At 52.0% G+C, this 18,331-nt stretch carries 13 protein-coding genes; 12 read left to right on the top strand and 1 reads right to left on the bottom strand.

The genetic code is table 11. From position 1 onward, the window contains the following. Positions 1-63: 63 nt before the first annotated feature. Entirely contained in the window at positions 64-3,099 is a 3,036-nt protein-coding gene (locus ACTHRH_RS10590; RefSeq protein ID WP_440415446.1) for a hybrid sensor histidine kinase/response regulator, read from the top strand. A gap of 22 nt (positions 3,100-3,121) precedes the next feature. On the opposite strand, the gene ACTHRH_RS10585 is transcribed toward ACTHRH_RS10590, so the two are convergent. Further along, positions 3,122-4,636: an FAD-dependent oxidoreductase gene (locus ACTHRH_RS10585; RefSeq protein ID WP_440415444.1), complete on the bottom strand. Its 1,515-nt coding sequence runs from the start codon at positions 4,634-4,636 to the stop codon at positions 3,122-3,124. A 177-nt stretch (positions 4,637-4,813) separates the two neighbouring features. Between ACTHRH_RS10585 and ACTHRH_RS10580 the strand changes: the two genes are divergently transcribed. The 11 genes from ACTHRH_RS10580 (at position 4,814) to ACTHRH_RS10530 (ending at position 18,038) form a co-directional block, all read left to right on the top strand. Beyond that, positions 4,814-5,638: an AraC family transcriptional regulator gene (locus ACTHRH_RS10580; RefSeq protein ID WP_440415442.1), complete on the top strand. Its 825-nt coding sequence runs from the start codon at positions 4,814-4,816 to the stop codon at positions 5,636-5,638. Continuing rightward, positions 5,557-6,408 carry a GH39 family glycosyl hydrolase gene (locus ACTHRH_RS10575; RefSeq protein WP_440415440.1) on the top strand — a complete coding sequence of 284 codons (852 nt, stop codon included), beginning with the start codon at positions 5,557-5,559 and terminating at the stop codon, positions 6,406-6,408. The genes ACTHRH_RS10580 and ACTHRH_RS10575 overlap by 82 nt, the downstream gene beginning before the upstream one ends. Positions 6,409-6,627: 219 nt before the next feature. After that, a complete protein-coding gene (locus ACTHRH_RS10570; RefSeq protein ID WP_144932509.1) occupies positions 6,628-7,875 on the top strand; it encodes a PTS sugar transporter subunit IIC in 1,248 nt (415 codons plus the stop codon). A gap of 27 nt (positions 7,876-7,902) precedes the next feature. Next, complete coding sequence (locus tag ACTHRH_RS10565) at positions 7,903-8,163, top strand: hypothetical protein (protein WP_440415438.1); 261 nt, start codon at positions 7,903-7,905, stop codon at positions 8,161-8,163. A 19-nt stretch (positions 8,164-8,182) separates the two neighbouring features. Further along, positions 8,183-10,177, top strand: coding sequence for a beta-glucosidase family protein (locus ACTHRH_RS10560; protein ID WP_440415436.1), 1,995 nt, complete (start codon positions 8,183-8,185; stop codon positions 10,175-10,177). 945 nt (positions 10,178-11,122) lie between these two features. Continuing rightward, entirely contained in the window at positions 11,123-12,094 is a 972-nt protein-coding gene (locus tag ACTHRH_RS10555; protein WP_144932507.1) for a sugar-binding transcriptional regulator, read from the top strand. A 52-nt stretch (positions 12,095-12,146) separates the two neighbouring features. After that, positions 12,147-13,085 carry a sugar ABC transporter substrate-binding protein gene (locus ACTHRH_RS10550; protein WP_144932505.1) on the top strand — a complete coding sequence of 313 codons (939 nt, stop codon included), beginning with the start codon at positions 12,147-12,149 and terminating at the stop codon, positions 13,083-13,085. A gap of 126 nt (positions 13,086-13,211) precedes the next feature. Then, complete coding sequence (locus ACTHRH_RS10545; protein ID WP_144932503.1) at positions 13,212-14,723, top strand: sugar ABC transporter ATP-binding protein; 1,512 nt, start codon at positions 13,212-13,214, stop codon at positions 14,721-14,723. A gap of 5 nt (positions 14,724-14,728) precedes the next feature. After that, entirely contained in the window at positions 14,729-15,667 is a 939-nt protein-coding gene (locus ACTHRH_RS10540; protein ID WP_144932501.1) for an ABC transporter permease, read from the top strand. Continuing rightward, complete coding sequence (trpA, locus tag ACTHRH_RS10535; RefSeq protein ID WP_379285824.1) at positions 15,664-16,470, top strand: tryptophan synthase subunit alpha; 807 nt, start codon at positions 15,664-15,666, stop codon at positions 16,468-16,470. The genes ACTHRH_RS10540 and trpA overlap by 4 nt, the downstream gene beginning before the upstream one ends. Then, positions 16,470-18,038 carry a xylulokinase gene (locus ACTHRH_RS10530; protein ID WP_379285826.1) on the top strand — a complete coding sequence of 523 codons (1,569 nt, stop codon included), beginning with the start codon at positions 16,470-16,472 and terminating at the stop codon, positions 18,036-18,038. Before trpA ends, ACTHRH_RS10530 begins: the two co-directional genes overlap by 1 nt. Positions 18,039-18,331: the final 293 nt, after the last annotated feature.

Raw genomic sequence — 18,331 nt, 5'->3', positions numbered from 1 at the left:
TGTAACATAGGCGAGAGGAATAGCCGCAAGGAAAGCCCTACGAAAGGAAAGAGGGGGAGGGGTATGAGAAGAACGAAAATTGCAATATACCTCTTTATATTCGTCTTAATTCTAACCGGTATACGACTCGCCTGGTTACAAATACAGGGTTCATCGAGAGCTGTAGCAGTTTCCGGAGGTGTGCTGGATTTAAGCGAGTGGAACAAAGAGCAAGCTCCGCTATTGTTACTGAACGGAGAATGGTTTTTTTATCCCAACGAACTGATCCATTCTAAAATGGAGCCCATAACGGAACAAAAACTCGTACAACTGCCGTCAAGCTGGGAAGATGAGCTTCCGGAAGGAGTGGGTTATGCGTCGTATCGGTTAAGGCTCATGTTACACCCGGCGTCCTCAGGTGCCTACAGCATACGCGTCCCCTCCATTCCGTCATCGTCCGCATTGTACGTGAACGGAGAACGGATTGCGGGCTCCGGTAATCCTGCGGCACGAGAGGAAGATTTCATACCCGGCAACCTTCCGTATATAGGGACGTTTATCCCGGATCAAGGCATTGTCGATATTGTCATTCATGTAGCCAATTACGATAATCACGCTATAAACGGAATTATGCAGCCGATCAAGTTTGGGACGGAAGAGGCGATTCGCAAGGCGTATTCGGTATCAGCAGGGCTTCAAGCTGCGATATTTCTGTTTCTGTTCATGCATGCCGCATATGCTGTCGCCCTATTCGCTATGGGAGCCCGTCATAAAGCGCTGCTTTCTTTCTCTATGCTGATGCTTAGCGCAATGCTGTCTATTATTACGGATGATGACCGCATTTTGTTGGACTGGTTTGGAATTGGTTATCTTTGGGGGTGGAAGCTGTACTACCTATCGTTTCTCGGTGTATCTGTTTTCCTGTTGAAGTTTACCAATGATCTGCTGACATCCTTCGTGCGGCTTGCTCTCTTTACACGCTGGTACGGTATAATTTGTGCGATTTATGCAGCTTGCGTCGTGATTTTGCCTCCCGACATATTGAGCTATACGGACCTGCTTCATACCTTGCTGACTCTGGTGCCTTTTGTCCTGGTGCCGCTATATGTTTATCGTGCAATACGGCAAGGCTATCAGGATATGATCTATATTTTGTTCGCAATGACGGCTTTCACCGCAAGTACCCTGTGGGGGGTTCTCAAGACAGCCGGTCTGGTCAGCAGCGACTACTACCCTTTCGATTTGTTGGCCGGGTTTTCTTGTTTGGCCTTGTTTTGGTTCAAGGATTATTTTCGCCATTCTGAGAAAACGGCTAAGCTTACACGGCAATTGCAGGCACAGGACAAACAGAAAGACGAATTTCTGGTCGCTACTTCCCATGAACTGAGAAATCCGCTGCACGGTATAATGAATATGGCACAAGCCGTTATGGACAGCGGGGGAAGTATAGATAATGGGAGCAACCGGGCGCGAATGGAGCTGCTTCTTGCGGTTGGCAAGCGAATGTCCGTGCTGTTGGACGATCTGATGGATCTGAAGCGATTTAAGGAAGGACGCGTACGAATTTATCCGGCCAAACTCCATCTGTCCAATGTAACGGCAGGTGTATTGGATATGATTCGCTACCTCGCCGAAGGGAAGCCGATTGAGCTTAAGAGCGAAGTTCCGGCTTCGTTACCTCCCGTATATGCAGACGAGAATCGGCTCATCCAGATATTGTTCAATCTAATTCACAATGCAGTCAAATTTACGAATGAAGGCATAATCCGAGTTCGTGCTTTCGACAAGGATGGAAAAGTACATATCGAAATATCCGATACTGGAATCGGGATGGATGAGCAGACGGTAAGCCGCATTTTCCTGCCCTACGAACAAGGGCCTTCCGATGAGTCCGGTAAAGCGACGGGGTTAGGCTTGGGGCTGGCAATTACAAAGCAGCTAGTCGAGCTGCATGGAGGCTCACTATCAGTAACATCGACGCCTGGTCAGGGGTCGGTATTCGTATTTACACTGCCGGTCGCTGACATCGAGAATGAGATTCCGGACAGCATGATCGAAGAAAATCCCGCCAGTTACGTCGCCGCTTCGGCTGAAGCAGCCGCTGCCCTGTCGGAATACAAGGGTAGCGACAGGCCGCGTATCCTGGCTGTGGATGACGATCCCGTCAATTTGCGTGTCCTCCAAAGTGTTCTGCCGTCAGAAAGCTATGAACTCGCGACGGCAGTAAGTGGAGCCGAAGCGCTCTCCCTTCTGGAACAAGGAAATTGGGATTTACTGATCGCTGATGTCATGATGCCGGGCATGTCGGGATATGAATTGGCCCGGCGCGTCAGAGAACTTTTCTCGCTTACAGAGCTGCCGATTCTGCTGCTTACGGCACGCAGCCGTACCGAGGATATCGAAGCCGGCTTCCGCGCCGGGGCGAACGACTACGTTACGAAACCGGTCGATTCGCTTGAATTGAAGTCGCGGGTTCGCGCTTTGACGGAGGTCGTCCGCGCCGCGCGCAACCAGGCACGTATGGAGGCTGCATGGCTGCAAGCACAGATCAGACCGCATTTTCTGTTTAATGCACTTAACTCTATTTCTGCATTAAGTGAAATCGACATCCGCCAAATGCAGGCTTTGCTCGAAAGCTTCGGACAATACTTGAGAACCAGCTTCGATTTTCAAAATACGGATCAGCTTGTCCCATTGCAAAAGGAGCTCGAGCTCGTCCGTGCTTATTTATATATTGAGAAGGTGCGGTTCAGGAGCCGTATTCACGTCGAATGGAATATAGATGATAATCTGAAGCTATCGATTCCTCCGCTCACACTCCAGCCGCTGGTTGAAAATGCGGTTCGTCACGGAGTGCTTGCCCGCAAGCAAGGGGGGAGGATTGCGATTACCGTTGCCGACATGGGAACGCATGCTGTCGTGTCGGTAAGGGACGACGGCATCGGCATGGACGAAGACGTCATTCGGCAAGTGCTGCAGAAGAAAGACATGGATGGCAGGAGAAAAGGAATCGGACTCTACAACACCAATTTCCGGCTGAAGCAGCTTTATGGCGAAGGATTGCAAATTGTCAGCAATCCAGGCCAAGGAACGACCATCACCTTCTCCGTACATAAATAAAAATGTATTATCACAGCAATTTCTACATTTTAAAGATGGAAACCACATGCTGATCCGGCCGGACTAGTGCAAATACGAAATCGTTGGATAGTTTACGGTAAGAAGAGTTTACGTTCGGATGAACAAGCTTCCTGCCGGCCGGGAAGCTGAACTCTTTCATTATGTTTTCGAACAGCCTCTGCTCTTGTTCAGGGTGATGCTTTCCAATGGAGATAAGCGTATGGGAGCGATCCATGCCGGAAAGAGGGTGGGGGCCCTTATCCGCTGCGATGTAAGGAACCCTTTTGCCCAACTGCCATGGGCCATAGGAGCTTAAGGAAAGAACTCCACTCGGAACATATTGATCGGAAGCCCCCGAAACGGGCAATGCTTGGCTTAATAATGCCTCTTTCTCCAGCGCGGATCTTCCGAATGAAGAAATGCGGCCAAAGTTCCTTAAGACGAATGCCCGTCCTGCTGCCAGAAGCGGATGGGTTATCGCCATGTTTCTAAAAATCATCGCATTGTTGTTTTGGATTTCATTCGCTCCCTCTCTTTGTTCTTTGGAATAATCTTCAAGCAATTTATCGGAATCGGGATGATTCTGCATAGCCAGCGCCAGCCTCCAAGCCAGTCTCCAGGCTCCGAGCACTCCGACCATCATCCCCGCACCGGCCGAAGGGCCCATGGCATGTGCCGCATCTCCCGCCAACAGCCATCTTCCTTTTCGATAATGATCGCTCTGCCCTTGCCCCAATCGGAACGCGCTTGCCCAAAGCAGACGTTTGACTTTGGCATCCGGCAATTTTTCCTTTAATAATCGATGGATAAATTCCGGGCTTGTAGCCTCGCTTCTGCTTTCTTCTTTATTGATTCGGTAAATGAGTCTCCAGCGGCCGGGAGCAAAGTAGAAGAACCCATAGGGACGTTGGGGATCCAATACAATATTTGAGATGTCCTGCGAAAGCCCGCATTTCAATTCAAAATCTGCAACGGCCGAATCCATGCCGTAATCCCTCCATGTTTTTCCGATGTTCAGTTTCTCCCGAATGAGCGACTTGGCCCCGTCACATCCAACCCCCCATGGGGATTCCAGCTCGTAAATCCGATCATGACATTGAACTTTGACCGTTATGGCGTGCTCCGTTTGCCCGATATCGATTACTTTATGCCCTCTGTTAATTTCAACATAACCCGTGGACCGTGCCGCTTCTTCCAAAATCATTTCCGTATCATGCTGCGGCAACTGCAGGGAGAAAGGGTAGGGGGACGCTATGCCTTCGAAAGACCAGCTAAGCAATTTTCCACGGCGGCTTTCAAACTGATGACAAGTGCGAAGAACCCCTTTCTTATAAAAAGGGTGATAAATCCCCAGCCATTCCAACAATTCCAGTCCTCTCGGCATCCATGTGATCGCTCTGGATTCGTCCGGCGAAGTAGCCTTGTCCCGAGCTTCCAGAACGATAGAAGGAATCCCGTAACGAGACAGGGCAATGGATAATGTCAGTCCGACCGGTCCTCCGCCTATGATGATCACTTTGTTTATTGAAGCATTCATTCTGTTCATCCTTCATTTATTTATTAAGTACTTACTAAGTGAAATTTATCAGGGAATGTTCGAGTTGTCAAATCCGCCTTATGGGGTTGACTGTTTTCCAATCGGTCTTATGGTTACAATGAGAATATCAGACTGCTCTATAAAGTTTCGCAGAAGGGGGAGACGATCATTCGTTATTTGTACGAATTTATCAAGCATCCCGACGATTTACCCGTCAAGCTGTTCGTCAACAGCGTCAATCATGTCCGCTTCCATTGGCATAAAGAAGTCGAAATGATCTATGTGCTTCAGGGCTCGGTTCTGGTCTACGTCGATCAGCGCCAATTCATTCTGCATCAGGACGATATCATCGTAATTAACAGCATGTCGGTTCATCAGATCGAGCGAACGCAGGAGGATAATGTGCTGTTGACCTGGCAGTTTAATCCGGAATGGCTGGGCGGAGATGCTCTGATCGAATGCAATTCCACGGTTCAGAGCGAACGCAACCGCTCGAGGTATGACAGAATTCGCCGCGATCTGGCCCGAATCGTGCAAGAAATGAATAAGAAAGCGCCGGGCTATCGCAGTTACGCAATCGGCCGCATGCAATTGCTCTGCGGTCACCTCGTTCGTTATTTCTCGATCGGAACAATAGAGACCAGCCCGACGGCTTCCGACGATTACAAACGGCTGAACCGCATCCTGCAATATGTTGATCGAAACTACAGCCAGAAGATTACGCTGCAGACCATTGCGGATCAGGAGCATCTGAGCCTGCATTATTTCTCCCATTTTTTCAGCGATAAGATCGGCATACCGTTTCAGAAATATTTGACGCTTGTCCGGCTGGAGAAGGCGCAGGAGCAGCTGATCAACAGCACGAACAGCATTACGCAAATCGCGCTGGATTGCGGTTTCGCCAATGTGAAATTCGCGATGTGCCGCTTGATTTCTTCTCGTTCCATGTCTATTCCGATTATCCGTACCGCAAGGGGGAAGCGAATCCGCTCACGACAATGATGCCCCCCTCTTTTTATATGGACAACATCAGAAGTGTGAAACAGAAGCTGGAAGCGGAAGGCCGGTCGCATCTTGAGCTTCATATAACGGAATGGAATTTCTCTATGTACGACCGCAACCTGGTCCACGATACGATGTTTATGGCGCCGTTCGTCATTTATCATGCCTTGACGACCTTGGGCAGCATCCACGCGCTGGCGTTCTGGACTTTTACCGATGTGTTCGAGGAAAGTCCGGTGCCGCCTGCGCATTTTTACGGCGGGTTCGGACTGGTCAATCGCGACGGGCTGCGGAAGCCGGGCTATTACGCTTTCCAACTGCTTCATCAGTTGGGAGACCGGATCGTGGCGCAGGGAGATGGATATATCGCAACGACAAGCGATGACGGCCGCCTGCGGATATTGCTGTACCATTATGTCCATGTGGATCATCTGTATGCCAGCGGAGACTGGTCGGGCTTATCAGAGACGAACCGGTATTCCGTATTTGAAGAGAGAGGGGATAAAGCCTTTCGCATCACAATCGAAGGACTGGCCGGCCGTTATAAATTGACGAGCTACACGCTTGATCGGGAGCATGGTTCTGTGTTCGATGAATGGGTTCAGCTCGGGGCGCCGGCAGCGATGACCGAAGAGGAGATCGAATATCTCCGCGGGAGAAGCGGTCCGGGAATGACAACGGAATGGATAGACGGACAGGAGCTTTGGCAGAAGAAGCTGGTTTTGCCTCCCCACGGCGTTCTGCTGCTGGCATTCGACAGGCAATATTGAACATAACGCGGTGCCGGCAGGCACCCCGGATACTACCCCCGGATTCGGGGGTTTTTTCTTGCTGTATTAGTCCCATATGCAGGCAATAAGCGGACCGTTGAACAGAAACGGAGAACAAAAAATGCCCCCCAAGAAGGCAAATAAGGACGCGAAAGCGTTCCCAAGGAGGGGTATACTAACGGTAAGTTTTACAGATCATAGTTGCAAAGGGGGATGCTTATGGATCGTTTTATGAAATGGATGACGGAGAAGTTCGCTCCGCGCCTGGAGGCATTTACGAAGAACGTCTGGGTCGATTCGATCCAGGAAGCGATAATGGTTACCTTGCCGATGATTTTCATCGGTTCGCTGATTACCCTGATCTCGATCGTTAAAGATTTTGTTCCGGCCATGCCGGATTTGACTCCGATCACGACATTCAGCTTCGGCCTATTGGGCATGTTTATCGCTTTTCTGACGCCGTATACGGTCATGCACAAAAAAGGAAGAGAGAAAGTGAAGCTGATTGCCGGAGCGACGGGGCTATCGTTATTCCTGATGCTGCTCAAGCCCGACATTAATGAGGACGGGACGATTCAATTTGTTCTGGAGCGCTTCGGCCCTTCCGGGATGATCACTGCGCTGCTTGTAGGTGTCGTCGTAGCCGTCATGATGAATATGTTCAACAACTTCTCGCTGTTCAAGAAAGACACGAAATTACCGGAATTTATCGTTGATTGGTTTGATTTTCTGGTGCCGATCGCCATCGTTCTGACGGGCGGGTGGCTGCTTGTATACCAATTGCATTTTGACATTTTTGCGTTGATAGTAAGTGCGTTCGAGCCGATTCAAGCGGTCGGTCAAAGTCTTCTCGGTATCATTCTGTTCAATTTCCTCGGCGTAGTGCTCTTTTCTTTCGGGGTCAGTCCGTGGGTGATGACGCCGATCTGGTATGCCATCTGGATACCGGCTATCGAGCAGAACGCATCGCTTGTAGCACAGGGCTTGGAACCGGTCAACATCAATACATTCGAAACCTTCTTCTCCGGCTGGATCGGCGTAGGGGGACTCGGAGCAACACTTCCGCTTGTCGTCTGGTTTTTGTTCGCGAAATCGACGAAATTGAAATCGATAGGCAAGGCGACGATCGTTCCGTCTTTGTTCAACATCAACGAACCGGTCATTTACGGAGCGCCGGTTGCTTTTAACCCGATTCTGATGATTCCGATGTGGATCATCGGGCTGGTGACGCCGATCATCGTTTATTTCGCGCTTGATCTCGGTCTCGTGCCTATTCCGAGCCAGGTATTCCAGTTGTGGTATACCCCGATGGGGCTGTCGACGTACATGATGGCGGGCATTCGAGGCGTTATCTTGCTGGCTATTATCCTGCTTCTGGTATTCGCTATCTGGTTTCCGTTCTTCAAATTGTATGATGCGCAAGAATTGAAGAAAGAGCGGGATGAGGCGAAACAACAGCAAAGCTAGAAAAAGAAAGGGATTGGAGAGATAAAGATGAAAGAACAAATTGACCAATGGCTGCAAGCTTTGACTTTGGAAGAGAAGGCGTCGTTATGCGCCGGGGAGAATATGTGGATGACCAAAGGGATTGATCGCCTGAACCTGCCGCCGATTCATATGTATGACGGGACGAACGGCATCCGCAAGACGAACAGCGACGAGGAGATGGGGATTACGACCGAAAATATGCCGGCCACCTGCTACCCTACCGGGGTCGGCGATCGGCTCTTCCTGGAATACCGAACTGCTCCGTGAAATCGGCGTCGCCCTCGGCGTGGAGGGAAGATCGATGGGAGTCGAGCTTCTTCTCGGTCCCGGGATCAACATGAAACGGACCCCGCTCGGCGGCCGGAATTTCGAATATTATTCCGAAGACCCCTGCTTATCCGGGGAATTGGGGGCCGCATTCATCCAAGGGCTGCAAAGCCAAGGAGTCGGGGCATCCGTCAAGCATTTCGCCTGTAATAATCAGGAGAATGAGAAGATGGTGACCAGCTCCGAGGTCGACGAGCGCACACTGCGGGAAATTTATTTGAGCGCCTTCGAGCGTATTATTAAAAAAGCCGATCCGTGGACGGTAATGTGCTCCTACAATCTGTTGAACGGGACGTATGCGAGCGAGAACGAGCATCTGCTGAATGATATTCTTCGCGAAGAGTGGGGCTATGACGGCGTCGTACTGTCGGATTGGACGGCTGTCAACGACCGGATCCGCGGGCTCAAGGCCGGCCTTGATATTGAAATGCCGGGACCGGCGCATTACAACACGAAGGCTATCGTGGAAGCGGTGCGTCAAGGGTCTGTGAGCGAGGAGCAGTTGAACCGCAGCGTGCGGCGCATTCTCGAACTGGTCTATAAAACTACGCGCGCACAAGCGGAGAATACCGCAAGCGGCATCGATTATCATGCGCTGGCGCGGAAAGCGGCTGCGGAAAGCATCGTGCTGCTGAAGAACGATAACAGCATCCTTCCGATCGATCCGAACCGGACCCGGTCGATTGCCGTCATCGGACGTTTCGCCAAGAAGCCGCGGATTCAGGGAGCGGGCAGCGCGGAAGTGACTCCGACACGGGTGGATACCCCTTGGGAAGAAATGCGGGATGTGGCCGGTTCGACCGTCGACTTCCGCTACGCCGAAGGATATCCGCAGGACGACCGCATCGACGATTCGCTCATTGAAGAGAGCGTGAAGCTGGCAGCGAATTCCGAGCTGGCTCTGCTGTTCGTCGGGCAGCCCGAATATGCGGAATCGGAAATGCATGACCTTAAGGGAATCGAGCTGCCGGAACAGCAAGTGAAGCTGATTCAGGCGGTCGCGGCGGTACAGCCGAGATGTGTCGTGGTAACCAGCAGCGGAACAGCGCTCGTCATGCGGCCGTGGATCGAGCATGTGCCCGGCGTCGTTCATGCCTGGCTGTCCGGACAGGGCGCGGGCAGGGCGATCGCCGAGATTTTGTTCGGCCGGATCAATCCTTCGGGCAAGCTGTCGGAGACGTTCCCCGTGAAGCTCTCCGACAATCCGGCCCATATGCGCATTCTCGGCGAGAATGGAAAATTGTACTACCGCGAAGGGCTGTTTATCGGCTACCGGTACTACGACCGCAAAGAAATGGCCCCGCAATTCCCGTTCGGGCACGGCTTGTCCTACACATCGTTCGCCTACTCCGGTTTGAAGGTGGAGCAGCGAGGCCGTGGCGCGCGCGTGTCGTTCAGCCTGGAGAATACGGGGGCTATGGCAGGCAAGGAAGTCATTCAATTGTATGTCCATGACGAGGAATGCAAATGGGTGCGGCCTGTCAACGAATTGAAAGCATTCGCGAAGGTGGAGCTTCAGCCGGGTGAGAAGAAGGAGATTGTCCTCGAGCTGGAGGAGCGGGATTTCGCTTACTACAATACGAAGGACAATCGTTGGACGGCCGAGAGCGGTTATTTCCAGATTGCTGTCGGAAGCTCGTCTAGGGATATTCGCATTAGGGAGCGGCTGTATTTAGATTTCGGACAGGAAGAGACGGCCTTCCACAAATTCAGTCTGCTGAACGATTGGATGGCTGATCCCAAAGCAAGGAAAGTATTGGAGAGCACCCTCGAGGAAATGAACCGGCATGTGACGGAGAAAGTCGAGCTGGACGACGTGTTCCTCGGATTTTGGGGAGATTTTCCGACGATCAAGATTTTTCAAATGTTCGGGCAGCAGTGGCTTTACGAAAAATCTCCGGATCAATTGATCCAAGAGATGATCGAGCGGGTCGAACAGGAGCGTCAATCTTAATAACCAGGGTACAATAACCGATCCCCGTCCCTTTGCGAATGCAAGGGGGCGGGGATTTTTTTCGCGAAAAAGCATCTGCTTGATTGAGCAGAGTCCGTTCCGGCATGGCGAGTGCCTGCCCGGCGGTGGCAACCGTTAGAAAGCGGATCAGACGGCCGATATCCTGCCCGGTAAACAAAGGCAGGAAGCGTGACCGCGTTTAGGAAGGTACCGTTTAGAGCAGGCACAAATTGCTGCGAATCTGCATCAATTTTGAAGCGTTGCGACCACTTTTGGAAAAAAGCCTGCGATAATATAGCAATTTCGGTAAAAAATGCTCCGGTCTCCCACGGAACGAGAAAAAAGATGCATTTTCGCAGGCTTTGCCACGGACAGGAAACCAAACGGCCAAAAGCATGCAGATTTGCAGGCTTTTTAAAATTCCAGGGCTCCCCGCAAAGAGCAAAATAATCTGCTAATCGGAGCCAGGTTCATGAAGAGCGAGCGTGCTTAATGGAAGGTTTAGACGCCGGCTCCGTTGGGGTTGGGGGGCGGACGGAATACGCTTCGAAGGCTAAACGTCACTTTGCTCGGGATATTCCGAGAGGTTGTGCAGAACTTACGCCTAAGATTGAACAGCTTTTCAGCCGATATATTTTTGTGCATGGTTTGTTCCGTATTCCGTTAGTGGAAATGCGACAATCATCCCTGGTCTCGCTTCACCGTAGTTCGAAAGGCTGTCCGGCTACCATGCTTCTCCAAAGCGCCCGGAAGAGCCCGCGTCCACTCTTCATTGGACGGTCTTTCCTGCTTCTAAATCTGTCAGTGCACGATAGAAGCGGAAGAAGATGCTTTTAACCGACCGAATCCATAAAAAACATCTTGCACTCCAGATGAAAACGTTCTATAATTCACTTGAACCAAATTTCAGAGTATGAAAATATGTTCAAGGGAGGGGGAGTTGCCATGGTAGCCAAACAAGACGAACGGATTCGGCTGCTGGTCAAAGTAAGTACTATGTATTATTTGGACGGGCTGAATCAGCAGGAAATCTCCGCCCGTCTTGGCATATCCAGACCACAGATAAGCCGGATGCTCAGTGCGGCCAAAGCGGAAGGGATCGTGCAGATTAGAGTACGAAATCCTTTTTCCAAGGAGCAGCAGTATGAGAAGGCTCTTTCGGAAACGTTCGGTATTTCGGACGTGACGGTTCTGCAAACCCACGATAATGCAAATCGGGCGCAAATCGAAGCTCAATTGGGACAAGCGGCTGCGGCCTTGATGGAAACCGTTTTGCGCGATCGGGATACCGTCGGGGTAATGGCTGGGAAGGCCGTCGCTTCCATCGCTGACGCCTTGTCTTATTTTGCGAAGAAGGACCTGGTATTTGTGCCCATGGTAGGCAGCTGGGGAACGGACGGCACGACGTGGCATGCGAATTCTAACGTTCAAACAATGGGAGAGAAGCTGCGGTCCAAATATATGTTCCTCAACGCACCGACGATAGTCGGCAGTCCGGAGACGCGGGAAGCTTTGGTTAAGGAGAAAGAAATCAGCGAAGTATTACAGAGAGCAGAGAACGCCTCCGTGGCCGTGATCGGGATCGGGCAAGTATCGGAAGATGCGACTATGGTGCGGTCCGGGCATTTCAACGAAGAGGAGTTAGCCTCCGTCCGCAATAAAGGTGCGGTGGCCAACATTTGTACGTCGTTCCTGGATGCCAAGGGGAATGTGCTGGATGTGCCGGCCAAGGACAGAATGATCGGAGTGACCGCCGAGCAATTGCGGAATATTCCCAAGGTCATAGCCATGGCCTACGGGGAAGAGAAGGTGGCAGCCATTACGGCCGTGCTTAGAGGCAGATGGATCGATTGTCTAATCACGGACATGAATACGGCAGACCGTGTGCTGGAATATCATCGCCAGCATCGTGCTTAGGTTACACCAAGCACCGGACAATTAATACATTTCATAAAAAGGGGATATTTCAATGAAACGAATAGTGACATTAGCAACTGTCGTTTTAATGGTTATGGTTTTGGCCGTCGGCTGTGCAGGAAAATCCGGTGATGACGGAACAAAGACGAAAACGATCTCCATCCTGACTCCATATCTGTCTTCCGTTACTACTAATGAAATGGTAGAGTCGCTGAAAAATCAGGCCAAAGAGAAAGGCTGGAAGACCGAGGTTATTGACACGAAAAGCGATATCGGCCAATTGGCCAGCCGCATGGAAGATGTCATCATGAAGAAGGTCGACGCCATTGTTCTGGTCAGCACAGACCCTAATCAGCTGAAAGAGCAAATCGAGCGTGCGGCATCCAAGAACATTCCGGTATTCGGCTGTGATTCCGGATACATTGAAGGAATGGCCATGAATGCAACAAGCGATAACGCTGCCATGTCCAAGATGATGAGCGATTATTTGTTTGAGAAGATCGGGGATAAAGGAAACATTGTCGTCCTGACGCACCGTCCGCATCCTGGCGTGCTGAAGCGGAGTCAGACCTTGGACGAAATTCTCAAGGAGCACAAGGACATCAACGTACTGACCGAGCAGCAGGTTCAGGTTCCGGGACCGATTGAAAATGCGCGTAAGCAAATGGAAAGCATTTTGCTGGCCAACAAGGATGAAAACTCCATTACCGCCGTATGGGCCGGCTGGGATGAACCCGCCATCGGCGCTGCTCAAGCGATTGAAGCGGCAGGACGCAGCAACATTATCGTAGCGGGTATCGATGGAAATAGCCAAGCTATCGAAATGATCAAGCAAGGAACTCCTCTGAAAGCAACCGTTAAGCAAAACTTTAGCGGCATGGCGGAAATCGTCATCGGGCAAATCGACCGTGTATTTGGCGGAGGAGAAGTAGAAAAGACGGAAATGTATGCTCAAGCTACACTTATTACTCAAGAGAACGCCGGCCAATAATCCGATCAGCTTCCTTGGGGAAGGGTTTATACGGTCTTAAACATTTGACAATGGAATGGGGAAATACAGAGCTCTGTATTTCCCCCGCCTTTTGACCGTCGAGAAGTGAAGGAGGGGGAAACTTCGATGGAATTGCTGCGAACGGAACGATTGGGGAAGCAGTTCGGTCAGCATAAAGCTCTGTCGGACATTACGTTCGAAATTCGGCCGGGCGAGGTACATGCTTTAGTGGGCGAGAACGGCGCAGGCAAATCAACCTTTATCAAAATGGTTACGGGCGTCTACAGCATAGATGAAGGAAAGCTGTTCTGGGAAGACAAGCCGGTTGTCATTCAAACTCCTCAAGATGCGGTGAATCTGGGAATTAGCGTTATTCACCAGGATCGTCAACTGATTCCTTCGTTTAAAGGATACGAGAACTTGTTCCTGGGCAAGGCTTATCCCGCTAACGGCCTGTCCCGGAGCGTCAAATGGTCCCAGATGAAGGAAACGGGAGAAACGCTGAAGAAGCGGCTGGGGATCGATCTGGATCTTAATAAAACGGCGCAGGAAATGTCTCCTCCGGAAAAAACGATGCTGGAAATTCTCAGGGCGATGATGCAGGATTGCAAGCTTCTGATTCTGGACGAGCCGACAGCCTCATTGACGGACCGGGAGGCGGAGCTTCTCTTCGAATTAATCGGACGCTTGATCAAGCAAGGCACCTCGATCTTGTATGTGTCCCACCGTATGGAGGAAATCTTCCGTCTATCCCACCGTATCACTGTATTCCGTAATGGACGATATATCGGCACCGTAGCCAAGGAAGAGGCCACTCATGAAAGTCTGGTTCAAATGATGACGGACCAGGATGCCCCGGAACGCACAAGCCGTCCAGTGAAAAAAATGGATGGAGCGAACAAGCTGCTGTCGGTATCGGGGTTGGCTACGGCGGACGGTAAAGTCAAGCAAGCCTCCTTTGACGTTCACGCGGGAGAAGTGCTGGGAATCTTCGGACTCGCCGGAGCCGGCCGCACGGAATTGCTGGAAGCGGTGTACGGCCTTCGTAAGATAGTAGCAGGCACTGTAGCCGGAGCCAATAATGAAGCGGTTCGTCCGGCTCCGAAAACGTCTTTGCAAAGAGGCATCGTCCTCATCCCTGAGGACCGCCGTTCCCATGCGATGATCGGAAGCATGACGATCCGTGAAAATATGACATTACCTGTTATTAAGCGTTTTGCCACCTGGTTGAAGATAAAACACAGGCAGGAAAAACAGACCGTTAAGCAATATATGGAGTCGCTGCAGGTGAAAGCGACCGGGATGGAGCAGGAAATCGGCCAGTTGAGCGGAGGCAATCAGCAGAAGGTAGTTTTTGCGAAAGCGCTGCTTTCCGATCCGAAAGTGTTCCTGTGCGATGAGCCGACCCAGGCGGTGGACGTCATGACCCGGGAAGAGATTCATCGGCTGCTTCAACGCAAAGCTTCCGAAGGATGCGGAGTCGTTTTTGTATCCTCCGATCTTCAGGAAGTGCTGGATATAGCGGACCGCATCGTAGTTATGCATGAAGGAAAGACGATTGCGGAGCTTCCCAATGTGGGAGTGACTCCGGAGCAGGTCTTGCAGATTTGTTATCGACATGGTGAGAAAGGGGCTTGAATGAGATGACATTTGTTAAAGTGATGCGCACTTACGGAACAGTGATAGCAGGTCTTCTCATTGTTCTTGTTTTTAGTCTTCTTAGTCCCGATTCGTTCGCCACACCGGATAACGCTCTCAACATTAGCCGGCAAATATCGTTCCTCGTAATGATTTCCATCGGAGCGACTTTGGTCATGGCGGTCGGAGAGTTTGACTTGTCCGTTGGGGCAATGGCGAGTCTGGGAGGAGTCATGGCAGCCAAGCTGGCCATAGCGGGCTATCCGATGGCGCTGGTATTTACCCTGCCATTGCTGGCAGCTTTAGTCATAGGTGTAATCAATGGCTGGATCGTAACCAAATTTCGGGTGCTTTCCTTTATTACAACGTTGGCTATGGGGACGATTCTCGGCGGCTTCACCTTCTGGCTGACGGGAGGGGCAACCGTCTTTGAAAATATCCCGGCCAGCTTCCGCTATGTGGGACAAACCCAATGGGGCGGCATCCCGCTTCTGTCCATCTTGATGATATTCGTAACCTTGCTGTTCTGGTACATTATGAATCAAACCGCATTCGGGCGCAGGCTCTATGCCCTTGGAGGCAATGAACAGGCTTCCCGAGTGGCTGGGGTTAACGTGAAATGGAACAAAAATGCGGCTTTCGCACTCTGCTCCATCATGGCGGCTCTGACCGGTATGCTTATGGCTTCCCGTCTGGGATCCGCGCACCCAACCGGAGGGGACGGGCTGTTCTTGACCGCCTACGCTGCCGCATTTCTGGGAATGACTGCCTTCAAGGAAGGAGTGCCCAATATTTGGGGAACATTCGTAGGAGCAGCGATTCTCGGAATTGTGGCGAACGGTCTGACCATCCTGGGTGTGCCGACGTTCATGCAGGATGTATTTACCGGGGTGATCGTCATTGCTGCCGTCATACTACAACGAATGGGTCGTGAAGCGAAATGACGGGAAATAAACGCAACAATTTGTGTCTACAGAAAGTTAAGAATAATCAAGAAGGCTTGTTAATCGGATATTTCGCGGCAGGGGATCCGAATCCGGACAAATCTCTGGAGCTGCTGACGGAGACGGTATCCGCCGGTCTGGACATTCTGGAAATTGGTGTCCCTTCGGCCAACCCGGTCTATGACGGGGAAATTATCCAGAGGGCTCACTATCGGGCGCGCCTTAACGGGGCTCCGGAGGAATGGCTGCCTGATTATATGAAAGCATTGCGCGAAAGAGTGGACGTTCCTCTGTGGGCGATGGCGTATCATCGGGATTTCATCGCCAACCATTGGTACGAAATCTTTGTAAAGGAAGGCTGGATCGACGGTCTGGTCATTCCGGATACGACGGATGAAGAGCTGGCCCGACTTCAGGAGAAGGTGGAGCCAAGCGGAGTCGATGTCATCCGTTTCATTAATCCGGGCATGAAGCCCGAGCAGTTGGAAACTATCGCCAAGCAGGCCAAGATTATTTACGCTCAGATGTATGCGGGGACAACAGGAGATCCCTTCTCGACAATAAACAACGCTCATCAGCTGCTGTCCTCCGTATCCCCCTGGTTTCAAGGGATGGCCGTGGCCGGCTTCGGGCTGAAGAACGCCGATAATGTACGGGAAATTATCGAAACGGGCTATGACGGAGCGGTTGTAGGCTCGGCGCTGGTTTCCAAATGCGAATTTCAAGAAAAAGACGGGCTGTATCGCTTAATTTCTGAAATGAAGCAAAGTACGTTACCTTCCTCCAAGGCAGGTGAAGCTTGATGACAATGGAATCAGGCGTTTCTGCAGAACAGGCTGTGAAGGATATCCCCTTCGCGGGGACCGGTGCAGAGACATCGTCCGCCGGGGAGGTAGTGGCCTCCATCGATATCGGAACGACCGCCATTAAGGGTGTTCTGGTCGGACGGGACGGCGTCTTGAGGCATGAACGGACGATTCCGTTAACGACCATGCATCAAGGCGGGTATATGGAGCAGGATCCGGAAAGCTGGTGGACCGCATTCGTCCAGATGTGTCGGGATTGGGACGCGTTAGGCGTCGGCGGAAAGCAAATTCGCTGCGTAGCCTTCAGCGGGCAGATGCAGGATTTGATCGCCGTCGATTCCGACGGGGCACCGCTTCGTCCGGCCATTCTGTATTCCGACAGCCGGGCGGGGGTGCAAGCAGAGTCACTGCTTGCGCAAATTACGGAGCGTGAAATGAAGCGCCGTACGGGAAACCATTTTGACGGGACATTTCCGCTGGCCAAGATGGCCTGGATGCGGGAGCATGAACCCGACAAATATGATCAGAGCCGGTATTTTCTGTTCGGCTCCAAGGATTACGTCATTCTGAAGCTGACGGGGAAAGCGGTGACGGACCCGACGACGGCCTCGACCGTAGGCCTGATGGATGCGGCGAGCCGGCAGTGGGTGACCGAATGGACGGAAGCCCTGCAGATGGATGCGGGCAAGCTTCCGGCCATCATACCTTCGGTCGGCTTGGTCGGCACGGTTACCCCCGAGGCTTCCCGGCTGACCGGACTGAGCACCGATACGCGCGTGCTGGCCGGTGCCGGCGATGCCGGCTCCTCTACCTTGGGGGCCGGAGTGATGGCCGAGGGAGACATGTACGTCTACCTCGGGACGACCGGTTGGGTAGCGGCCGCCGTCGAGCAGCCCATTGAGAGCGCCGGCGGTATTTTCCACCTTGCCCATCCGGCCGGCTCGCACCTGATCGCCATTGCCCCGCTTCTGAATGCGGGCAGTGTTCACCAATGGGCGGTCGGGAATTTCGCAGAGGGTCCGGAGGATTACCGCGGATTCGAGCAATTGGTGGCCTCCAGCCGCCGCGAGCGCAACCGGGTGCTGTTCCTGCCCTATCTGGCAGGGGAGCGCTGCCCGGTACAGGACCCGGACGCAACCGGTTGCTATGTCGGCTTGACCGGCGAGACTACCCGCGCCGACCTCGGTGCGGCTGCGCTGGAGGGAGTCTCCTTCGCGATCCGCCAGGTCAGGGATCTACTGCTATCCGGGCAGAAGCCGGACGCGATGAATGTCATCGGCGGCGGCGGCAAAAGCGAAGCCTGGATGCAAATTCTGGCGGACATATGCTCCAGCCAGGTTCTCGTTCCTGCAGATGCCCAATTTCTACCCGCCCTGGGGGTAGCCTCCCTTGGCTTCGTGCATCTGGGCTGGTCCGCAAATTTTGCGGAATTCAAGGCGGCCTACCTGCAAAAAGGAGAGCACGCCGGTTATGCGGCCAATCGTGAACTGGACGACCATTACGAGGCCAAATTTTCCAAGTACAAGCAGCTTTACGCGGCTCTTCAGCCTGTAATGGTGCCTTGAATGCCTAAGAGATCATCGGATATGGACTAGCCCGTCTTCCGTTTAGCGGAGGGCGGGCTTTTTGCTTGCTAAATGTTCCGGTGTCCCCTGCAAGGCACATGCGATGCGCTTCGAAGGCTGCACATTTGAAGGGAATGTTCCTCCCCTGAACCACGTTTAGAGGAAGGTTTAGACACCGACTTTGTTGGAGTGTGGCCAGAATACACTTCGAAGGCTGCACGTCACTTTGTGGCATTTCATGAAAGAAATCTCTCGTTTCTCCACAGGACCTCTATCGAAAATGATATAATAGT

The sequence above is a fragment of the Paenibacillus sp. SAFN-117 genome, assembly GCF_051966115.1.
GTDB lineage: Bacteria > Bacillota > Bacilli > Paenibacillales > NBRC-103111 > Paenibacillus_L > Paenibacillus_L residui.
The sequence above is the reverse complement of the archived record's forward strand: the minus strand, read 5'-3'. Positions and strand labels throughout refer to the sequence as shown.